The following is a 19,749-nucleotide window of genomic DNA, read 5'->3' as shown; positions in this document are numbered from 1 at the left end:
TCCTGTTCAGAGACGAGGTTCGTCGTTGGGTTCAAACACCGGCGTGCGCTGTTTGGGCGCCATGCGCTTGCTGGCGAACACCACCAGGGCTTGATAAGCCGCAGGCAGGCAGCGGGCAAGCAGGTCGAGGAAGTACGCGTCGCGGCCGATCAGCACACGGCGTTTGTTCTTGCGTACGCCTTGCAGAATCACTTTGGCGGCGTGGTCGGCATCGGTGATGAACAGCTTTTCAAAGTCGGCGCGGGCCTGCTGCTCGCTGTGGATCAGAAAGCCGGTCATGTTCGCGTCGATGCGGCTGCTGCGGCAGATATCGGTGCGAATGCCGCCGGGGTGCACGCAGGTGGCGGACACGCCGCAGCGCTGCAGGTCGAGCTCCTGGCGCAGGGATTCGGTAAAGCCGCGTACGGCAAACTTGGTCGCGTTGTAGCCGCTCATGCCCGGTTGGGCAAACAGGCCGAATACGCTGGAGGTGTTGACCACATGCCCATCGCCGCTGGCTTTCAGGTACGGCAAAAACGCCTTGGTGCCGTGCACCACGCCCCAGAAGTTGATACCGACGATCCATTCCAGGTCGGCATAGTCCACACCTTCGACCGTGCTCGACAGCGCCACGCCGGCATTGTTGAAGATCAGGTTGACCTGGCCGTGGTCGCTCACGCAGCGTGCGGCCCAGGCTTCCATGGCCTGGCGGTCCGCCACATCCACTACATGCGTGGTGATCGTCACCGGCGACAGGGTCGAGGTCTTGATCAGCGCCAAGGTTTGATCCAGCCCTTGGCTGTTTTTATCCGCCAGGGCCAGGTGGCAACCTTCCCGCGCCAGCGCCAGGGCCAACGCGCGGCCCATGCCGGACGCTGCGCCGGTGATAGCCGCCACGCGGCCGTTGAATGACTTCATGACAAGCTTCCTTCAGCAGTGGCGTTTGGCGCTGTTATCACGTGGGGGATGGCGTGGATCGGTGCCATTGCAACCACATAGTCCTTGAGCGCGAAATGCCGGGTGACTTGCTTGAAGCGCCAGGTCGAGCCGGGCCACAACGTGGTGTTCTTGCCGGTGCGCGGGTCGAGGTACCAGCTCTGGCAACCGCCGGTACTCCAGATGGTGCGTTTGAGTTTGTCCTGCAGTTGCAGGTTGTAGGCGTGTTCCACGTCGGGTTTGACGTCAACCGTGGCGATACGTTGGCGCTGCATGTGCTGGAGCGCATCAAGGATGTAGGTGACCTGGGCCTCGATCATCAGAATCATCGAGTTATGCCCAAGGCCGGTGTTGGGCCCGACGATCAGAAACAGGTTCGGATACCCCGGCACCGTGGTGCCTTTGTACGCATGGGCGCCGTCGCGCCATGCGTCCATCAGGTCAATGCCGTCGCGGCCGATGATGCAGTCGCGGGGCAGGGGATCGGTGGCCTGGAAACCGGTGCCGAAAATCAGGCAGTCGGCCGGGTGTTTGTTGCCGTCGGCCGTGATAACGCCGTCGGCTTCGATGCGCAGTACGTGGTCGGTTACCACCTCGACATTGCTGCGCGACAGCGCCGGGTAATAGTCATTGGAGATCAGCACGCGCTTGCAACCGATGGTGTAGTCCGGCGTGAGTGTTTTGCGCAGGGAAGGGCGGGCCACTTGCTTATGCAGGTGGCGCAAGGCGATTTTCTGCACCATCTTCATCAGTTTTGGGTGCAGGGCAAAGCCTACGACGCGGCCTTCCAGTGCCCAGTAAAACGCGCCGCGTACCAGGCGCTGCGTGAACGGCAAGTGCTTGAAGGCCCAGCGCTCGATGCGCGAAATGTTCCGGTCGGGCTTGGGCATGATCCATGGCGGCGTGCGCTGGAACAGGTCCAGGTGCGCCACCTGCGGCGCGATCTGCGGTACGAACTGGATGGCACTCGCGCCGGTGCCGATCACGGCGACGCGTTTGCCCTTCAATGAATAGGCGTGGTCCCACTGCTGGGAATGGAAGCGCTTGCCCTTGAAGCTGTCCAGCCCCGGAATATCCGGCAGTGCCGGGCGCGACAACCCGCCCATGCCCGACACCAGCACCCGTGCGCTGACCTGTCGGCCATTGTTGAAGCTCAGTTGCCAGCGTTGCTGTTGATCATCAAAGACCGCACGTTGCAGGCCCATGCCGAAGCGCAGATGAGGCGCCAGCTCGAAACGCCGTGCGCATTGCTCAAGGTACGCGCGGATCTCTGCCTGCGGGGCGAATTGCCGCGTCCAGTCCGGGTTCGGCGCAAACGAAAACGAATACACATGGGACTGCACATCGCAGGCGCAACCCGGGTAATGGTTGTCGCGCCACGTGCCACCGAGGGTGTCGGCCTGCTCGGCGATGAAGAAGTCGGTGAACCCGGCTTCCTTGAGTTTGATCGCCATGCACAGGCCGGCGAAACCTGAACCGATAATGGCGATGTCGATTGAATCACTGTGGGCATTCATAGGCAGGCCTCATAGAGGGAGCGCTGGGCGGGCATCGGGTGTGCTCCTGTCTTTTTTGTTGTGTCTTTTAGATAGAACACCATTGCAAAGGAAAAATGAATTAATTATTTTAAAAAAGATTTTAAATAATCTACCTGAAAATATCGCCTACGCTAGGACCTTGTTCCGCATGTGCGACTTGTCCGACGGACGAGCACGGTATGCATGAAGTTTAGGTCCAGGGTGTGGACGATGGCTGAGGCCTTGATCAATAACGGTCAGGTCGCCAGCAGCAGGGAAGCAGAGGACCGAGCTATGGCTGTCGAATGGGTTGTCGCTGCGGGTGTACTTGTGGCCGCAAGCGTTGTGTTGTGGGGTTTCAGTGCCTGGATGACGCGGCGCATTGAAGCGGCCGTTCCGATCAACGGGCGCTTCGTGGAGGTCGATGGCGAGCGCTTTCACTATGTAGAGGAAGGTAAGGGTCCACCGTTGGTGATGATTCACGGGCTGATGGGCAGTAGTCGCAATTTGACCTATGCCTTGTCCAGCCAGTTGCGTGACCGCTTTCGCGTCATCACGGTTGATCGTCCGGGGTCGGGCTATTCCAGCCGCCACGCAGGCACTGCGGCAGATCTGCCGGCCCAGGCCCGACAAATCGCCGCCTTTATCAAGACGCTCGACCTGGATAAACCGCTGGTGCTGGGGCATTCCCTCGGCGGGGCGATATCCCTGGCGCTGGCGCTTGATCATCCCCATGCGGTGTCCGGGTTGATCCTGGTGGCGCCGCTGACCCATCCCCAGCGCATGTTGCCGCTGGTCTTTCTGTCGCTGGCGGTGCGCCCGGCGTGGTTGCGGCGCTGGATATCGCACACGCTGACTTTGCCTGTCGGCCTGCTCACCCAAGGGTCGGTGGTGAAAGGTGTATTCGCCCCAGATGCCGCGCCACCTGACTTCGCCACGCGCGGCGGCGGGCTGCTCGGTATGCGTCCTGACAACTTCTACGCCGCCTCCAGTGAAATCAACCTCGTCAATGACGACCTGCCGGACATGGTCAACCGCTACCCGCAATTGACCCTGCCGATCGGGCTGATTTATGGCGCGCGCGACAACGTGCTGAATTTCCAGAAGCACGGCCAAGCCTTGGCGAGCAAGGTGCCCGGGCTGAAATTGCAGGTGGTGGAGGGCCGTGGCCATATGCTGCCGATTACCGCCACAGAGCGCGTGGCGGCGCTGGTGGATCAGGTCGCCAAGCGGGCCACGCCAGCCCTGAGTGCCGCGGTGCTGCGCCCGTCCTTTGCCTTGGCGAGCAAATGATTGTGCTACCCGACTCGCGGTTCAATGGCGTTAAGGCTTGCCCTAGACACCTGACCAAACGGCAAAAAAAGAGACTGCCCAGTCACGTGACGATGGGTCCAAGAAACTAGTTGACGACCTAACGATTCCGCGCTATTTATTTAAAAAAATTATTTCAATGTCTAATTTGAAACAGTTTTTGAAATGCCTAAGAGCGAATAAAATAATGAAAAAAACGCCTTTTATCGCATCGTTGAATTCTCGGAGCCGTCAGCGCTCCGTGCCCCTGTTGAGTGCCGCGAATCTTTCCCTGCCAAGCCGCTGCGTGCGGAGGCTGCCATGAATCAGACCCTGGCCACCCCACATGTCTGGACCGACGGCAAGCGCCACCTGTGGTGGCTCGGCATCCTGCCGCTGGCAACGCCGTTGCTGTCCGGCGCCCTGGCAATCACCACCGGTGTACAGCAACTGTGGTGGGTCGGCGTACTGGTGATCTTCGGCTTGATCCCGTTGATCGACGGCCTGCTCGGTGAAGACGTCAGCAACCCACCCGAATCCGCCGTCAGCAACCTCGAATCCCAAAGCTATTACCGCTGGATCGTCTACACCGGTGTGCTGTTTGTTATCACTTCGGTGGTGATGACCGGCTGGCTGGCCGCCGGTGGGATCGAATGGATCATCAACGGCGGCTTGCTGCACGCCACCGCAACACTTGACCCTGCAAGCGGCTTGGCAAAAACCGCTGCATTCATTACCGCGCGCACTGAGCTGCACGGCGAGGTCAGCTGGTTCACTTATTTGGGCATGGCGATGTCCACGGGGGCAGCCACTGGCATCGCGATCAATACCGCGCATGAGCTGGGGCACAAACCCAAGCCGCTGGAAGTGTTCCTGGCCAAGGTCACCCTCGCGCCGACGTTCTACGGGCACTTCTACACCGAACATAACCGTGGCCATCATGTCCGCGTCGCGACACCGGAAGACCCGGCCAGCTCACGCCTGGGGGAAAGTTTCTGGGCCTTCCTGCCGCGTTCGGTGTGGTTCAGCGCCGTGTCGGCGTGGAACCTGGAGCGCGAGCGCTTGCGCAAACTCGGCCTGCCGGCCTTGCACTGGAAGAACGCCGTGCTCAGCGCCTGGATGTACAGCGTGGTGTTGTGGGGTGTGATGATTGTCTGGTTGGGGGCGGCCGTGATTCCGTTCCTGATTATCCAGGGTATCTACGGGTTCTCATTGCTGGAAGTGGTGAACTACGTCGAGCACTACGGGCTTCAACGCCAGAAGTTGCCCAACGGTCGTTATGAACGTTGTTCGCCGCGGCACTCGTGGAACAGCAACCGAATTGTCACCAATATCTTTCTGTTCCAACTTCAGCGGCATTCCGATCACCATGCCAACCCGACGCGTAGTTATCAGTCGTTGCGCCACTTCGATGAATCACCGCAATTGCCTTATGGGTACGCGAGCATGATTGTCTGGGCCTACGTGCCGTACTTGTGGCGGCGCCGCATGGACCATCGGGTACTCAATCATTATGCCGGGGATATTACCCTGACCAATCTTCAACCTTCCCAACGGTTGAAGTACCTGGAGAAGTACAGTCACAGTGCGACGCCATTCTAATGTGAAGTAACACAGGGGTTGTGTCACTCGGGATCTGTGTATCGCGCGGGTTTTCATCGCCCAGGTTTTACGGATTGAGTGGTCAGTAAGTTGTTTGACCCGACAACAATAATTTCAAGGGAAGGACGTACATTATGCAAAGCCCTGCCACGTTCACCGCGCATGTCGTATTGGCCGCCCTGGGCCTGATTGTTTACCAACAGGCCCAGGCGGCGCGTATCGAGCCGGCCGGCAGCGCCTTTACGGCACAAGGCCCCATCAGCTTTTCCAAAGGCGCGCTGATCAGTGCCGACTGCACCATCAAGGTGGCCGGCAAAGTTGCCGCCGATGGGGCATCGGTGAATGTCGATAAAGTTGAATTCGATGGCGGCCTCAAGTGCAGCCGTGTCGAGGCAATCAACTTGCCTTGGGTATTAGTTGCCAAGGATACCAAGAGCGGCTCCATGTCGAAGATCAGTGTGGATGTTCACGCGTTTGGCCTGGGCGGCAAGTGTGGTCCGTCCACGGCCAACGGTACATGGGATAACGCCACCGGCAAGTTGGAAGCCGCCAATGTACCGATTGGCGAAGACTGCACAATCAAGACGGTGTCGATCAAGATGCCGCCCACCTTCAAAGTGGTCGAATAAAAGAATCCGAATACTACAGCGGTAATTGAATTGAAATTTGGCTGGAAAGGGACGTTCTGCAGTTTCACCGTGACTTCTCGTTCATGGCCATTACCCCTGGCGAAATGACTCGCCATAACATGTGAGGAAAAACAATGAAAAGCTTGAAAACTCTCGTGTCGTTGACTGCTCTGGCTGTTTGCATGGGCGCTGCTTCGATGGCCACTGCGGCTTCGATCAGCCCGGAAGGTCCTTTCACCACCACCGCAGGCTCCATCGTCGTGCAGTCACCGTCTTCATTCGGGGGCTCTGTGACCTGCGGCATTACCTTCAGCGGTAATGTCAGTGGCGGTGTTGCCACAATCAACAATGCTGCCCTGACCGGTGGCGGCCTGTGCTCGTTGCCAACCCTTAAAAGCATCCCGTCGCCAGGCTGGAAGCTGACCGCATTGCCGGGCGGCGCTGCAGGCCAAGTGGAGAACGTGGGTTACACCATCAAAAAAACCATCGTACTTCCAGGCACTGACTGCGGCCCGTCCACCATCAGCGTGGCCTGGAACGCTGCGACTCACACGCTGACCGCTGCCAACCAGGCGCTGAGCGGCGGCTGCAACATTGTCTCGCTGACCACGACTGCCGCCGGCCTGACGGTTAACCCATAACGGGCGTGCATTGCAGAACGAAGGGTTGATCACCCGTTGAGAAACCGGTGCCTCGCAAGAGGTGCCGGCTGACGTGGAAAGCCGGCAATGCCGGGAGCGCATAATAATAAGGAGTGCCGCATGATCACTAAGAAACAACAGGCTCAAACACTGCTGGGGCTGGCATTACTGGGGGGGCTGATGACGACAGCGCCCGTGCAGGCGGGTGGTTTCTCCACGCCGACATACGGCGCCCCTGGGTGGGGGCGGGCGTTCGGCGGCGGTTCTCTGTTCAAGAACGACCCAAGTTCTGCTTACAACAACCCGGCGGCCATGGCATTTGTCGACCAGGCCGTGGTTCAACAGACCGTCGACTATGCGCGTGTGAAGATTAAATACAGCGGCCAGGCTTACGATTACGCCGGTAATCCAGTCTCCAATACCGCCGTGATGCCCGATGGCAGCTTTGATCCGAGCACGGCAGTCGTCAACAACAATGACGGTGGCCAGGGCGGTTTCACCGCCTGGTTGCCGACCGGTTTTCTGGTCATCCCGATGGGTGACCGTTTTGCATTCGGCCTCAGCCAGGTCGTGCCACAAGGGATGCGCACCACCTGGAATGAAAACTCCAAGTTTCGCGACTTTGCCGTGGACACCAAAATCGAAACCGTCGGCCTGACGGGTTCCTTATCGTTCAAGGTGCGTGACGACTTCTCCATCGGTGGTGGCATGATCGTCCAGCGCAGCCAAGGCTTCGTCAGCCAGAACATTGATCTGTTTTCGGCTGCGTCGGTCTCTCCCGGTTTGGGCAACGGGGCGTTTCCGTCGGGCGTCGGCACCGCACTGATGCGCGTCAAGGTCGATAATGTCTCCGTTGGCTGGTTTACCGGCGTTGTCTGGAAACCGACTGACCAGGACTCGTTGGGCCTTAACTACCACGCCAAAATCAAAAACAAGATGACCGGTAAATACAACATCCGGGCTGATGCGTTGAACAACGGCTTGATGACCGACGACACCGTCTTCGGTACCGGCAAGACGCTGGTTGAAACGGCGTACCCTGGGCTGAAGTTGTACCCCAACGGCGCCAATGCCAGCACTCAGCTGGATATTCCGGCGACTGCCGCGATCGACTGGGTGCATCAGTTCAACGACCGTTGGACCTTGGGTCTCAGCGCCATGTGGACGCAATGGTCGTCCTTCAAGGACCTGACACTCAAGTCCGAGGGCTCGACGATCGTTGCCATTCCTTACAACTATCGGGATGCCTGGATGTACTCCGTGGGTGGCGATTTCAGGGCCACGGATGAACTGACCCTGCGGGCCGGTGTGGCGTATGACCAAACCCCGACGCGCGACTCGACGCGCGATCCACGTATCCCGGACGGCGACCGTTACTTTGCATCACTGGGTGCGGGTTACGATATCAAGGCCATTCCGGGCTTGTCGCTGGACGCCGCGTATTCGCACCAGTTTGTTCAGAAGGTCAACATCAGAACCCAGAACGTTGATCGTCTTGGCGGCGGTCGTCTCGACGGTACGGCTGAGTCTTCAGGCGACATCGTCAGCTTGTCAGCCACCTACAAGTTCTAACACCACGACGGCACGAGCACCCAGCGCATCTTGGTGCTCGCGCCTGAAATTGCCTCAATTGCTGCTTTAGCAGGCTGACTCGTTCAGCCCTTTATTGTTGCGCAAACGCATTAAATAAAAATTTCAAAACATAATTTGAATTTGTCTTTTCAAGTTTGTAGTGTGGCCTTACGCCGCAGTTCATTTTGATCTGCCTGCGCATTGGCCGTGCCCTGAATCAAGTAGAGGTATCCCCATGGTTATCTGGTTATTGGTGGGTCTCGCAGCAGCGATTGCCCTGGCGTATCGACAGGCAGCCGCAGCCCTTTGGTTGGGCGCTGGCCTGATCTGGCTGGCGCTTGGTTACCTGCTCAATGGGGTGGCGGGCCTGGGTATCACCGTCGCGGCGGTGTTGGTGGTATTGCCGGCCTTGCTGCTGACGATCAAACCCCTGCGTCGCGCGCTGTTGACCAGCAAGGCCCTGGGCCTGTTTCGTACGATCATGCCGGCGATGTCCGACACCGAGCGCGCCGCCATCGAATCCGGCACCGTGTGGTGGGACGCCGAGCTGTTCAGCGGCAAACCCAATTGGGATCGGTTGCTCAAAGCCGCTCCGGCGAGCCTCAGTGCCGAAGAGCAGGCCTTCCTCGACAATGAGGTCGAGGCGCTGTGCGACATGTCCAACGATTGGGAAACCACTCAGGTCTGGCAAGACATGTCCCCCGAAGGTTGGCAGTACACCAAAGACGCCGGGTTCCTCGGCATGATCATTCCCAAGCAGTACGGCGGCAAAGGTTTCTCCCACTATGCGCATTCGCAAGTGGTGATGAAGCTGTCGACACGTTGCTCGGCGGCGGCGATTTCGGTGATGGTGCCCAACTCCCTGGGCCCGGCAGAATTGCTGCTGCATTACGGCACCGATGCCCAGCGTAATTACTACTTGCCGCGCTTGGCGCGGGGTGAAGACATTCCGTGCTTTGCGCTGACCAGCCCTTATGCAGGCTCCGACGCCGGGGCGATTCCGGACCTGGGCATTGTCTGCAAAGGCGTGCACGAGGGTGAGGAAGTGCTGGGCTTCAAGGTGACCTGGGACAAGCGCTACATCACCCTTGGCCCGATCGCCACGGTGCTGGGCCTGGCGTTTCGTGCCGAAGACCCGCAGGGTTTACTCGGCAAGGCTGGCTCGCTGGGCATTACCTGCGCGCTGATTCCGACGTCTCATCCTGGTGTGAACAGTGGTCGCCGTCACTGGCCGCTGAATGCCGTATTCCAGAACGGCCCTACAACCGGCAAGGATGTATTCATTCCCCTGGAGTGGGTCATCGGCGGCCGCGAGCAAGTCGGCAACGGCTGGCGCATGTTGATGGAATGCCTGGCTGCGGGGCGGGCGATTTCCTTGCCATCCGCCAACGTCGGCCTGGGCAAAGTGGCGGTACGCGGCACCACCGCCTATGCCGCGATGCGTAAACAGTTCGGCCTGCCCATCGGCAAGTTCGAAGGCGTGCAGGCGCCGTTGGCGCGCATGGCCGGGCACTTGTATGCCTGCGATGCGGTGCGCAAGGTGTCGGTGGCGTCCCTGGATGCCGGTGAAAAGCCCTCGGTGATTTCCGCCATCGCCAAATACCACGTCACCGAGCGCGCGCGAATCATCGTCAACGACGGCATGGACATCGTCGCGGGCAAAGGCATCTGCATGGGGCCCAATAACTTCCTGGCCCGCGCCTACCAGCAAAGCCCGATTGCCATCACGGTAGAAGGCGCGAACATCATGACCCGTTGCCTGATTATCTTTGGCCAGGGGCTGATTCGTTGCCATCCCTATGTGTTCCGCGAGATGGAAGCGGCGCGCAACCCGGATCGGCGCAAGGCGCTGGAAGCCTTCGACAGCGCGATGTTCGGCCATCTGAGTTTTGTGCTGGCCAATACCGTGCGCGCCGCCGTGCATTCGCTGACGGGCGGGCGGCTGATTTCTGTCCCGGCCAAGACGGAGCCGGCGCTGGCGTCCTACTACCGCCAGGCCAATCGGCTGTCGGTGGTGCTGGCGTTGATCTCGGATATTTCCATGGGCGTGCTGGGCGGCGCCCTCAAGCGCAAGGAAAGCATCACCGGGCGCCTGGGCGATATTCTGTCGCAGCTCTACATCCTCTCTTGCGTGCTCAAGCGCTTTGAAGATGACGGTCGGCCCCAGGCGGACCTGCCGCTGGTGCACTGGTCGGCCCAGGACGCGTTATTGCGCGCCCATGAAGCCCTGGCCGAAGTGCTCGATAACTACCCTTCGAAAGCCGCTGCGCGAGTGCTGCGTGGCTTGAGTTTCCCGTTCGGTATTGCCCTGCGTAAACCGTCGGACCGTTTGCTGGCCCAGGTGGCCGAGGTGGTGCAAACCCCGGGCGAAACCCGCGACCGCTTGCTGGCCAATTCCTACATTCCGCGTCCGGAAATCGACAAGCTGGCTTATGGCGAATTGGGCTTCCGTCTGTTGCCGCAGGTGGAATTGATCGACGCCCGGCTCAAGTCTGCGGTCAAGCAAGGCTTGATCGAGCCCATGCCGATCTCCGCCACGGCCTTTACCGGTTGGCGCGTCAAGGCGCGGGCGCTGGACCTGATCAGCGATGACGAAGACCGCCTGCTGGGGCGCTATGTGGAATATGCCGACCACGGTATTCAGGTCGACGACTTCCCGCAGGATTTCGGTTTGCTGGAGGCCTTGCAGCGGCGTCAGCAAGCGTTGGAGCCCGTGGCCAAGCGCCGCAGCAGCCAAAGCGAAAACGCCTCGGTCAACTAGGGAAAACGCGCTCAGTGTGGGAGCGGGCTTGCCCGCGATAGCGGTCTGCCTGACACACCGCCATAGCAGGCAAGCCAGCTCCCACATTTGATCGGGTTTACACGGCAACGCAGCGTTGTAAGTGGATCTATCTATGAGTGACAGCTACCTATCCTTCGTCAATTCCCCTTGGGGCCGCCGCCTGGCCCAGGCCATCGGCCTGCCGCAACCCTTGCCGTTGCAACGTCACCGCAGTGGCCAACACGGCCTGGTCAACCCGGTGATTGTCGCCGGGGCAGGGCGGCTTTGCGCGCGGGTACACGCGATTTTCGCCGCCACCGACACAGTCGCCGCCACCCCGGCGACGCCCAAGGCGCCGTCCACCGTCAAGGTCCAGGGCGCCGTGTTCGACGCCAGTGGCGTGCTCGATTTGCAGCAGCTCGACGAGCTTTACGTGTTCTTCCACGCCAATGCCAAACGCCTTGGCCACCACGGCCGCGTGGTGGTGCTCGGCACGGCGCCGGAGCATTGCCAGGACTTGCCCCAGGCCATCGCCCAACGTGCCCTCGAAGGCTTGGTGCGTTCGCTGGCCAAGGAGCTGCGCCGGGCAATTACCGTGCAATTGATTTATGTGGCGCCGGGTGCCGAAGACGCGCTGGACAGCAGCCTGCGGTTCTTCCTGTCGCGCCGTTCGGCCTATGTGTCGGGGCAAGTAGTGCGCCTGGAAACGCCGGTGGACGGCAACGTTGCCGTCAATTGGGACAAACCCTTCGCGGGTCGGCGCGCCCTGGTAACCGGCGCTTCCCGTGGCATCGGTTTGGCGATCGCCCAAGTGCTGGCCCGCGATGGCGCCCACGTGGTCTGCGTGGATGTGCCCCAGGCCCAGGACGCGCTGCTGCAAGCCGCCAGCAGTGTGAACGGCTCAGCCTTGCCGCTGGACATCACCGCAGCGGATGCGGCCTCGCTGTTGCTGGCGCATGTCAGCCAATACGGTGCCTTTGACGTGGTGGTCCATAACGCCGGCATCACGCGCGACAAGACCATCGCCAAGATGACCGAAGCCGCCTGGCGCAGTGTGCTGGCGGTCAACCTCGATGCGCCGTTGCAGTTGAGCACGGCATTGCTCAGCGGCCAGGGGCTGAAGCCCGGTGGGCGGATTGTGTGTGTGTCGTCGATTTCCGGCATCGCCGGCAACCTGGGGCAAAGCAACTATGCGACCTCCAAGGCCGGTGTGATTGGCCTGGTGCAGAGCCTTGCACCGCTGGCGGCGGCGCAGCAGGTCACGGTGAATGCGGTGGCGCCCGGGTTTATCGAAACCCAGATGACCGCAAAAATCCCGCTGATGATTCGCGAGGCGGGGCGGCGCATGAACTCACTGTCCCAGGGCGGACAGCCCATCGACGTGGCCGAGACCATCGCCTGGCTGGCGCACCCTGCATCCGGCGGGGTTAACGGCCAAGTCGTACGCGTGTGCGGCCAAAGCCTGCTGGGAGCCTGAGGAATGGACTACGTGACGCAGATTATCGACCCGCCGCCGTCGCGCACTCAGTTGTTGCTGGACGGCGTGCGCGCGCTGCGTAAACCCAAGCTCGACGGTGCGCCACCCTTGCCCACGGCGCTTCTGGTGCGCTCGGCGGCGCAGTTGTCGGCCAGCGGCATTGCCGCGTATGGCCGCGCGTGTGGTTTCCGGCGCGAGCAGGGCGTGCCGCTGTCCTATCCACACGTGCTGGCGTTCCCATTGCACCTGATGCTGCTGACTCGGCCCAGCTTCCCATACCCGGCCAGCGGCATGGTGCATCTGGCTAATCGCATTCGTCAGCACCAACGCTTGCAGGAAGGTCAGGCCTTGCGCTTTGAGGTGTTTTGCGAGCGCTGGGTGGCGCATCCCAAGGGCCAGGCGCTGAGCATTGCCACCCGGGCTTATGGCGCGAACAGGCTGGTGTGGGAGAGCGACAGCCTGTACTTGCGCCGTGACGTGAATAACCCGGTGGGCGAACCGTGGGACGACGTGCTGGCATTGCAGGAAGAGGGCCTGTTACGCACCCAGCGCTGGGTGTTGCCTGCCGATCTGGGCCGACGATTTGCCAAGGTTTCGGGAGACTTCAACCCGATTCATACCTCGCTGATCGGCGCCAGAATCTTTGGCTTTCGCCGTGCCATCGCTCATGGCATGTGGACCCTGGGCCGCGCGTTGGCCGCCCAGCAACCGCCGGGCGGCCTGGATCAGGCGCAAGCCCATTGTGACTTCAAGTTGCCCATCTTCCTGCCCGGTCAGGTCGCCCTGTGGAACCACCCTGTAACCGGCCCACGGCGTGAGTTCGAAGTGCGCAATGTCGCGGGCGACAAACCCCATATGCGTGGGCTTTTTATTTGGCAGCCCAATTTTGAAGAGCGCCATCAATGAATGACTACAGCTTCAACCCGGCCCCGACCCGCCGCGTGGCGATCATCGGTGGCAACCGTATCCCCTTTGCCCGCTCGAACACCGTGTATGCCCACGACAGCAATCAGGACTTGCTGGTCGCCGCCTTGCAAGGCCTGGTGGACCGCTACAACCTGCACGGCCAGCGCCTGGGCGAGTTTGCCGCTGGCGCGGTGATCAAGCACTCGCGGGAGTTCAACCTGGCGCGTGAATCGCTGCTCTCCACTACGCTGTCACCCGAAACACCCGCGTACGACGTGCAGCAAGCCTGCGGCACCGGCCTGGAAGCTGCCTTGCTGGTGGCGAATAAAATCGCCCTGGGCCAGATCGAAGTGGGCATTGCCGGTGGGGCCGACACCACCTCCGACGCGCCCATCGGCATCAACGAAGCCTTGCGCCACACCTTGCTGGCGGCCAATCGGGCCAAGGGTATGGGCGACAAGTTGAAGGCGTTACTGAAGGTGCGTCCGTCGATGTTTTTCAAGCCGTTGCTGCCGCGCAATGGCGAACCGCGCACCGGCCTGTCCATGGGCGAACACTGTGAAGAAATGGCCAAGCGCTGGCAGATCAAACGCCTGGCCCAGGATGAGCTGACCCTGACCAGTCACCAGCGCCTGGAGGCCGCCTACCAACGCGGCTTTTTCGATGACCTGATCAGCCCTCATCGCGGCCTGGCCCGCGACAACAACCTGCGCGCCGATGCCAGCCTGGAAAAACTCGCGGGCCTGGCTCCTGCCTACGACCGCCAAAATGGCACCCTCACGGCAGGCAACTCCACGCCGTTGACCGATGGCGCGTCGGTGGTGCTGTTGGCCAGTGAAGCCTGGGCCGCCGAACAGGGCTTACCGGTGCTGGCCTACCTGCGCACCGGCGAGACGGCAGCGGTGAATTTTGTCGACGGTACCGAAGGGCTGTTGATGGCGCCGGCCTATGCGGTACCACGCATGCTCAAGCGCGAAGGCCTGAGCGTTGCCGACTTTGATTTCTTCGAGATCCACGAAGCCTTTGCCGCTCAGGTACTGTGCACCCTCAAGGCTTGGGAGGACGCCGATTATTGCCGCGAGCGACTCGGCTTGGATGCCCCGCTGGGTGCTATCGAACGCAGCAAGATGAACGTCAACGGCGGCTCCCTCGGCTGTGGTCACCCGTTCGCCGCAACCGGTGGGCGACAACTGGCGGCACTGGCCAAGACCATTCACGAAAACGGCGGCGGACGCGGCTTGATTTCGATCTGTGCGGCGGGCGGGCTGGGCATCACCGCCATCGTCGAAAAGTAGCGCTATCAAAAACAACAATAAGGAGACTGCCATGAACGCTGTAAGCCTGGAACGCACTGAACGGATCTGGTTGAACGCTTACCTGCCCGGCGTCCCGGCGGACATTGAGGCCGGTATCGAGGCCTACCCGTCGTTGCGCGAAGTGTTCCTGGAACACCTGGAGAAATTTCGCGAGCGGGTTGCCTACGTCAGCATCGGTACCGAAATGACTTATGCCGACTGGCAAGTGCAAGGCATTGCGTTTGCCGCGTGGCTGCAGGGCCAGGGCGTGAAAAAGGGCGACCGCGTGGCGCTGATGATGCCCAACTGCTTGCAGTACCCGATTTGCCTGCTGGGCACGATCCTGGCCGGTGCGGTGGTGGTGAACGTTAACCCGCTGTACACCTCCCATGAGCTCAAGCATCTGCTCAAGGACAGCGGCGCTGAAACCGTGGTGATCTTCGAAAATTTCGCCCGCACCCTCGAAAAGGTGGTGGCCGGCAGCAAGGTCAAGCGCGTGGTGGTGGCGGCCATCGGCGATTTGCTGGGCACCTTCAAGGGTGCAGCGATGAACTTCATCCTGCGCCGTGTGCAAAAGCAGGTGCCCGTCTTTAATCTGCCCGGCTCGGTACGCTTCAACCAGGTGCTGAAGCAGGGGCGGGCGCAGCATCACTTTCCGGTCACGATGGGCCTCGATGAGCTGGCCTTTTTGCAATACACCGGCGGCACCACGGGTGACGCCAAGGGCGTGATGCTCAGCCACCGCAATATCATCGCCAACCTGCTGCAAGCCAAGGCCTGGGTCGGTGATCAGCTCGATCAGCACAAACAGGAAACCAACGTCACGTTGCTGCCGCTGTACCACATCTTTTCGCTCACGGTGAACTGCCTGATGTTCATGTGCCTGGGTGGGCGCAACATCTTGATCGCCAACCCACGGGACGTGAAGCGGGTGCAGATGATCCTGCGCAAGGAGCGCTTCAATGGGATTGCCGGGGTCAACACGCTGTTTAACGGCTTGCTGGAGAACAAGGCATTCTGCGCGCGGGACTTCTCGGATTTGCGCATGGTGATTGCTGGCGGCATGGCCACGCACACGGCGGTGGCCAAGCGTTGGAAGGAAGTCACCGGGCTGCCGATCGTCGAGGGTTATGGGCTGACCGAGTGCTCGCCGGTGGTGAGCATCAGCCCCATCGACATTTCACGCATGCGCGAGATGGAGTTCACCGGCAGCATCGGCGTGCCGTTGCCGTCGACCTGGGTGCGCTTTATTCGTGAAGATGGCGAGCTGGCCGACATCGGTGAGCAGGGCGAACTGCAAGTGCGCGGCCCGCAGGTGATGCAGGGCTACTGGAAACGCCCGAAGGAAACCGCCGAGGTGCTGGATGCCGAGGGGTGGTTGTCCACCGGTGATATCGGCGTGATGGACGAGCGCGGCTATATTCGCCTGGTCGACCGCAAAAAAGACATGATCCTGGTCTCGGGTTTCAACGTGTACCCCAATGAAATCGAAGACGTGGTGGCGCTGCACCCAGGGGTGGGCGAGGTGGCGGCAATCGGTGTCGAGGACGCTGTGACAGGGGAGAAAGTGAAGATCATTGTGGTGCGCAAAGACCCGAACCTTACTCAGGAACAGATCCTCGCCCATTGCCGGGAATACCTGACGGGGTACAAGGTGCCGCGGTATGTGGAGTTTCGCAGCAACGAGCTGCCCAAGACGACCGTCGGCAAAGTACTGCGCCGGGCGTTGCGCTGATTGGAAAGCGTTGATGATCTAAATGTGGGAGCGGGCTTGCCTGCGATAGCCATAGGTATCTACGCAACTCTTTGTGTCGCTTTAAGTCTGTGAGGGGGTTGAGTAGATTGAGTACATATCCGTTGCTGCGGTAACGGCTGCTATTGGTTCCGCCCTTACGGCGGGTCACTTTTTTACAAAACGCCTAAAAAAGTAACCAAAAAACGCTTTGCCCCACCACTCGGTGCCTCGCCTAGGCTCGGCATGCCCGCACTCCGGCTTGAATCCGTGGGCCGCCGCCATGGGCCATCCTTGGCCCATCGCGGCTAACCCGGCGTCCTGCCGGGTTACCCACGGATTCAAGCCTGCGTTCGGCCAGCGTGGTTAACGGGGCCTGTCAGATCAAGATCAACAGCAGATCAAAAGCAGAGCACGGCGGCCTGGTAGCCGACCTGAGTGGTAGAAGCGAAAGCAGGGCAAAACAGGGCAGAGCGACACTACTGCTACCTGATGTAATGAGGTCCAAATGTGGGAGCGGCGGTGCGACGATTCGACTTGCTCGCGAATGCGGTGGGTCAGTCAGCTTATTTGTAACTGACCCACCGCATTCGCGAGCAAGTCGAATCGTCGCACCGCCGCTCCCACAATTTGACCGAGATCTGCTTCAGTAGCCAGGGCGGCTGTGAGGCCGTCGTGCTCGGCTTTTGATTTGTTTTTGATTTTAGTTTTAGGCGGCCCGCGCCGTAAGGGCGGAACCCCTATCAGCCATCACCCAAATAATGGATAGGCCCAAAGTCACCCGCCAACACCGGCGGGCACCAAAAACGCCGCCTCCAACAACTGCCGTGTGTAAGCATGCTGGGGGTCAGCAAAAATCGCCGACGCCTCTCCCTGTTCCACCACCTGCCCATGCTTGACCACCATCAGTTGGTGACTCAGGGCCTTCACCACCGCCAAGTCATGGCTGATAAACAGATACGTCAAGTTGTACTTGGCCTGCAAACTGCGCAGCAACTCCACCACCTGGCGCTGCACCGTGCGGTCCAGTGCTGACGTCGGTTCATCCAGCAAAATCAGGCGTGGCTTGAGTACCAACGCGCGGGCGATGGCGATGCGTTGCCGTTGGCCGCCGGAGAACTCGTGCGGGTAGCGATGCCGCGCGTCCGGGTCCAGGCCGACCTCCTTGAGCGCCGCAATAATCGCCGCTTCCTGCTCCACCGGCGTACCCATCTTGTGAATGCGCAAACCTTCGCCAACAATCTCGCTGACACTCATGCGCGGGCTCAAGCTGCCGAACGGGTCCTGAAACACCACCTGCATTTCCCGACGCAACGGGCGCACCTGTTGCTGGGTAAGCCGGTCCAGTTGCTGGCCCTCAAAGCGAATCCCGCCTGTGCTTGCGATCAAGCGTAAAATCGCCAGGCCCAGGGTGGATTTACCCGAGCCGCTTTCGCCGACAATGCCCAGGGTCTGGCCCTGGGGCAGGCTGAAATTGATGCCGTCCACCGCCTTGACGTAATCGACGGTGTTACGCAAAAAGCCTTTCTTGATCGGAAACCACACCTTCAGGTCATCGACTTCCAGCAGCGGCGGCCCCACCTCATTGGTGGCCGGCCCGCCGCTGGGCTCCGCCGCCAACAGCTCCTGGGTATAAGGATGCTGCGGCGACTGGAACAGCGTCTCGCACTCCGCCTGTTCAACGATGCAGCCCTGTTGCATCACGCATACACGGTGGGCGATGCGTCGCACCAGGTTCAGGTCGTGGCTGATCAGCAGCAACGCCATGCCCAGCCGTGCCTGCAACTCTTTGAGCAGCTCGAGAATCTTCAGCTGCACCGTCACGTCGAGGGCCGTGGTCGGCTCGTCGGCGATCAGCAACTCGGGCTCGTTGGCCAATGCCATGGCGATCATCACCCGCTGGCGCTGGCCGCCGGACAGTTCGTGGGGCAGGGCCTTGAGGCGTTTGTGCGGTTCGGGAATACCCACCAGCTCCAGCAATTCCAGGGTGCGTTGGGTCGCGACCTTGCCCGTGAGCCCCTTGTGCAGGCCGAGCACTTCGTTGATCTGCTTCTCGATGCAGTGCAGCGGGTTCAACGAGGTCATCGGCTCCTGGAAAATCATCGCAATGCGGTTACCGCGAATATGCCGGATGGTTTTTTCTTTGAGCGTCAGCAGGTCTTGCCCGGAATAGTTGATGGTGCCGGCCGGGTGCCGTGCCAGCGGGTAAGGCAGCAGGCGCAGGATCGAGTGGGCGGTCACCGACTTGCCCGAGCCGCTTTCGCCGACCAGGGCCAGGGTTTCGCCGCGCTTGATATCGAAGCTGACGTTGTTGACCACGCGGTGGTGATGGTCGCCGGTGACGAACTCGACGCAGAGGTCGCGGACTTCGATCAGATTGTCCTGATTCATCTCATTTCCTCGGGTCGAAGGCATCGCGCGCGGACTCGCCGATAAACACCAGCAAACTCAGCATGATCGCCAGCACGGCAAAGGCACTCATGCCCAGCCATGGCGCTTGCAGGTTGGATTTACCCTGGGCCACCAGTTCACCCAACGACGGTGAGCCAGCCGGCAGGCCGAAGCCAAGAAAGTCCAGGGCGGTGAGGGTGCCAATCGCGCCAGTGAGGATGAACGGCATAAAGGTCATGGTCGAGACCATCGCATTGGGCAGGATATGCCGGAACATGATTGCGCCGTTCTGCATGCCCAGCGCGCGCGCTGCGCGCACGTATTCAAGGTTGCGCCCGCGCAGGAACTCGGCGCGCACCACGTCCACCAGGCTCATCCAGGAAAACAGCAGCATGATCCCCAGCAGCCACCAGAAATTGGGCTGCACAAAGCTGGCGAGAATGATCAGCAGGTACAGCACCGGCAAACCCGACCAGATCTCCAGGAAGCGCTGCCCGGCCAGGTCGACCCAGCCGCCATAGAAACCCTGCAAGGCCCCGGCGACCACGCCGATGATCGAGCTGAGCACCGTCAGCGTGAGGGCAAACAGCACTGACACACGAAACCCATAGATCACCCGCGCCAGCACATCACGGCCCTGGTCGTCGGTGCCCAGCGGGTTGACCGAGGAGGGCGGCGCGGGGGCCGGCACTTTCAGGTCGTAGTTGATGCTCTGGTAGCTGAACGGGATCGGCGCCCACAGCGTCCAGGCGTCCTTGGCCTTGAGCAATTCCTGGATATACGGGCTCTTGTAGTTGGCCTCTAGCGGGAACTCGCCGCCGAAGGTGGTTTCCGGGTAGCGTTTGAGCGCCGGGAAGTACCAGTCACCGTCGAAGTGCACGGCCAACGGCTTGTCGTTGGCGATCAACTCCGCGCCCAGGCTCAGCACGAACAGGACCAGGAACAGCCACAGCGACCACCAGCCACGTTTATTGGCTTTGAAACGCTCGAATCGGCGGCGATTGAGGGGGGATAGATTCAT

General features: G+C 60.7%; 14 protein-coding genes. 10 read left to right on the top strand and 4 right to left on the bottom strand.

Annotated features, from left to right (window positions below):
• Positions 1 to 6: 6 nt before the first annotated feature.
• Positions 7 to 897, bottom strand: coding sequence for an SDR family NAD(P)-dependent oxidoreductase (locus tag ACLBW8_RS25465; RefSeq protein WP_221294569.1), 891 nt, complete (start codon positions 895 to 897; stop codon positions 7 to 9).
• Positions 894 to 2,432, bottom strand: coding sequence for a flavin-containing monooxygenase (locus tag ACLBW8_RS25460; protein WP_447806594.1), 1,539 nt, complete (start codon positions 2,430 to 2,432; stop codon positions 894 to 896). Before ACLBW8_RS25460 ends, ACLBW8_RS25465 begins: the two co-directional genes overlap by 4 nt.
• Before the next feature lie 294 nt (positions 2,433 to 2,726).
• Here ACLBW8_RS25460 and ACLBW8_RS25455 point away from each other — a divergent pair, with 294 nt between their 5' ends.
• From ACLBW8_RS25455 to ACLBW8_RS25410, 10 genes are all read left to right on the top strand, one after another.
• Complete coding sequence (locus tag ACLBW8_RS25455) at positions 2,727 to 3,725, top strand: alpha/beta fold hydrolase (protein ID WP_447806593.1); 999 nt, start codon at positions 2,727 to 2,729, stop codon at positions 3,723 to 3,725.
• A 318-nt stretch (positions 3,726 to 4,043) separates the two neighbouring features.
• Entirely contained in the window at positions 4,044 to 5,324 is a 1,281-nt protein-coding gene (locus ACLBW8_RS25450; RefSeq protein WP_262667733.1) for an alkane 1-monooxygenase, read from the top strand.
• Positions 5,325 to 5,458: 134 nt separating this feature from the next.
• The gene (gene praA / locus ACLBW8_RS25445) at positions 5,459 to 5,953 is read left to right on the top strand and encodes an alkane oxidation protein activator PraA (RefSeq protein ID WP_064452134.1); all 495 of its coding nucleotides are present in this window, start codon (positions 5,459 to 5,461) and stop codon (positions 5,951 to 5,953) included.
• A 134-nt stretch (positions 5,954 to 6,087) separates the two neighbouring features.
• Complete coding sequence (gene praB, locus ACLBW8_RS25440) at positions 6,088 to 6,594, top strand: alkane oxidation protein activator PraB (protein ID WP_447806592.1); 507 nt, start codon at positions 6,088 to 6,090, stop codon at positions 6,592 to 6,594.
• A 120-nt stretch (positions 6,595 to 6,714) separates the two neighbouring features.
• A complete protein-coding gene (locus tag ACLBW8_RS25435; RefSeq protein ID WP_064452136.1) occupies positions 6,715 to 8,166 on the top strand; it encodes an outer membrane protein transport protein in 1,452 nt (483 codons plus the stop codon).
• A 235-nt stretch (positions 8,167 to 8,401) separates the two neighbouring features.
• On the top strand, positions 8,402 to 10,927 hold the full coding sequence (locus tag ACLBW8_RS25430) for an acyl-CoA dehydrogenase (RefSeq protein ID WP_447806591.1): 2,526 nt from the start codon (positions 8,402 to 8,404) through the stop codon (positions 10,925 to 10,927).
• Positions 10,928 to 11,060: 133 nt separating this feature from the next.
• Complete coding sequence (locus ACLBW8_RS25425; protein ID WP_447806590.1) at positions 11,061 to 12,404, top strand: 3-oxoacyl-ACP reductase; 1,344 nt, start codon at positions 11,061 to 11,063, stop codon at positions 12,402 to 12,404.
• A gap of 3 nt (positions 12,405 to 12,407) precedes the next feature.
• Positions 12,408 to 13,310, top strand: a complete 903-nt coding sequence (locus tag ACLBW8_RS25420; RefSeq protein WP_447806589.1) for a MaoC/PaaZ C-terminal domain-containing protein — start codon at positions 12,408 to 12,410, stop codon at positions 13,308 to 13,310.
• On the top strand, positions 13,307 to 14,605 hold the full coding sequence (locus ACLBW8_RS25415) for an acetyl-CoA C-acetyltransferase (protein WP_447806588.1): 1,299 nt from the start codon (positions 13,307 to 13,309) through the stop codon (positions 14,603 to 14,605). Before ACLBW8_RS25420 ends, ACLBW8_RS25415 begins: the two co-directional genes overlap by 4 nt.
• Before the next feature lie 31 nt (positions 14,606 to 14,636).
• Positions 14,637 to 16,340, top strand: coding sequence for an AMP-binding protein (locus ACLBW8_RS25410; RefSeq protein ID WP_447806587.1), 1,704 nt, complete (start codon positions 14,637 to 14,639; stop codon positions 16,338 to 16,340).
• Between the two features lie 774 nt (positions 16,341 to 17,114).
• Here ACLBW8_RS25410 and ACLBW8_RS25405 read toward each other — a convergent pair.
• Entirely contained in the window at positions 17,115 to 18,728 is a 1,614-nt protein-coding gene (locus ACLBW8_RS25405; RefSeq protein ID WP_064451980.1) for an ABC transporter ATP-binding protein, read from the bottom strand.
• Between the two features lies 1 nt (position 18,729).
• Positions 18,730 to 19,749, bottom strand: coding sequence for an ABC transporter permease (locus ACLBW8_RS25400; protein ID WP_447806586.1), 1,020 nt, complete (start codon positions 19,747 to 19,749; stop codon positions 18,730 to 18,732).

This window comes from Pseudomonas sp. M5A4_2d, from assembly GCF_053345295.1.
The sequence above is the reverse complement of the archived record's forward strand: the minus strand, read 5'-3'. Positions and strand labels throughout refer to the sequence as shown.

Coding starts and splice junctions, on each gene's coding strand:
- ACLBW8_RS25465 (WP_221294569.1), bottom strand. CDS start 897: ATGAAGTCATTCAACGGCCGCGTGGCGGCTATCACCGGCGCAGCGTCC.
- ACLBW8_RS25460 (WP_447806594.1), bottom strand. CDS start 2,432: ATGAATGCCCACAGTGATTCAATCGACATCGCCATTATCGGTTCAGGT.
- ACLBW8_RS25455 (WP_447806593.1), top strand. CDS start 2,727: ATGGCTGTCGAATGGGTTGTCGCTGCGGGTGTACTTGTGGCCGCAAGC.
- ACLBW8_RS25450 (WP_262667733.1), top strand. CDS start 4,044: ATGAATCAGACCCTGGCCACCCCACATGTCTGGACCGACGGCAAGCGC.
- praA (WP_064452134.1), top strand. CDS start 5,459: ATGCAAAGCCCTGCCACGTTCACCGCGCATGTCGTATTGGCCGCCCTG.
- praB (WP_447806592.1), top strand. CDS start 6,088: ATGAAAAGCTTGAAAACTCTCGTGTCGTTGACTGCTCTGGCTGTTTGC.
- ACLBW8_RS25435 (WP_064452136.1), top strand. CDS start 6,715: ATGATCACTAAGAAACAACAGGCTCAAACACTGCTGGGGCTGGCATTA.
- ACLBW8_RS25430 (WP_447806591.1), top strand. CDS start 8,402: ATGGTTATCTGGTTATTGGTGGGTCTCGCAGCAGCGATTGCCCTGGCG.
- ACLBW8_RS25425 (WP_447806590.1), top strand. CDS start 11,061: ATGAGTGACAGCTACCTATCCTTCGTCAATTCCCCTTGGGGCCGCCGC.
- ACLBW8_RS25420 (WP_447806589.1), top strand. CDS start 12,408: ATGGACTACGTGACGCAGATTATCGACCCGCCGCCGTCGCGCACTCAG.
- ACLBW8_RS25415 (WP_447806588.1), top strand. CDS start 13,307: ATGAATGACTACAGCTTCAACCCGGCCCCGACCCGCCGCGTGGCGATC.
- ACLBW8_RS25410 (WP_447806587.1), top strand. CDS start 14,637: ATGAACGCTGTAAGCCTGGAACGCACTGAACGGATCTGGTTGAACGCT.
- ACLBW8_RS25405 (WP_064451980.1), bottom strand. CDS start 18,728: ATGAATCAGGACAATCTGATCGAAGTCCGCGACCTCTGCGTCGAGTTC.
- ACLBW8_RS25400 (WP_447806586.1), bottom strand. CDS start 19,749: ATGAATCTATCCCCCCTCAATCGCCGCCGATTCGAGCGTTTCAAAGCC.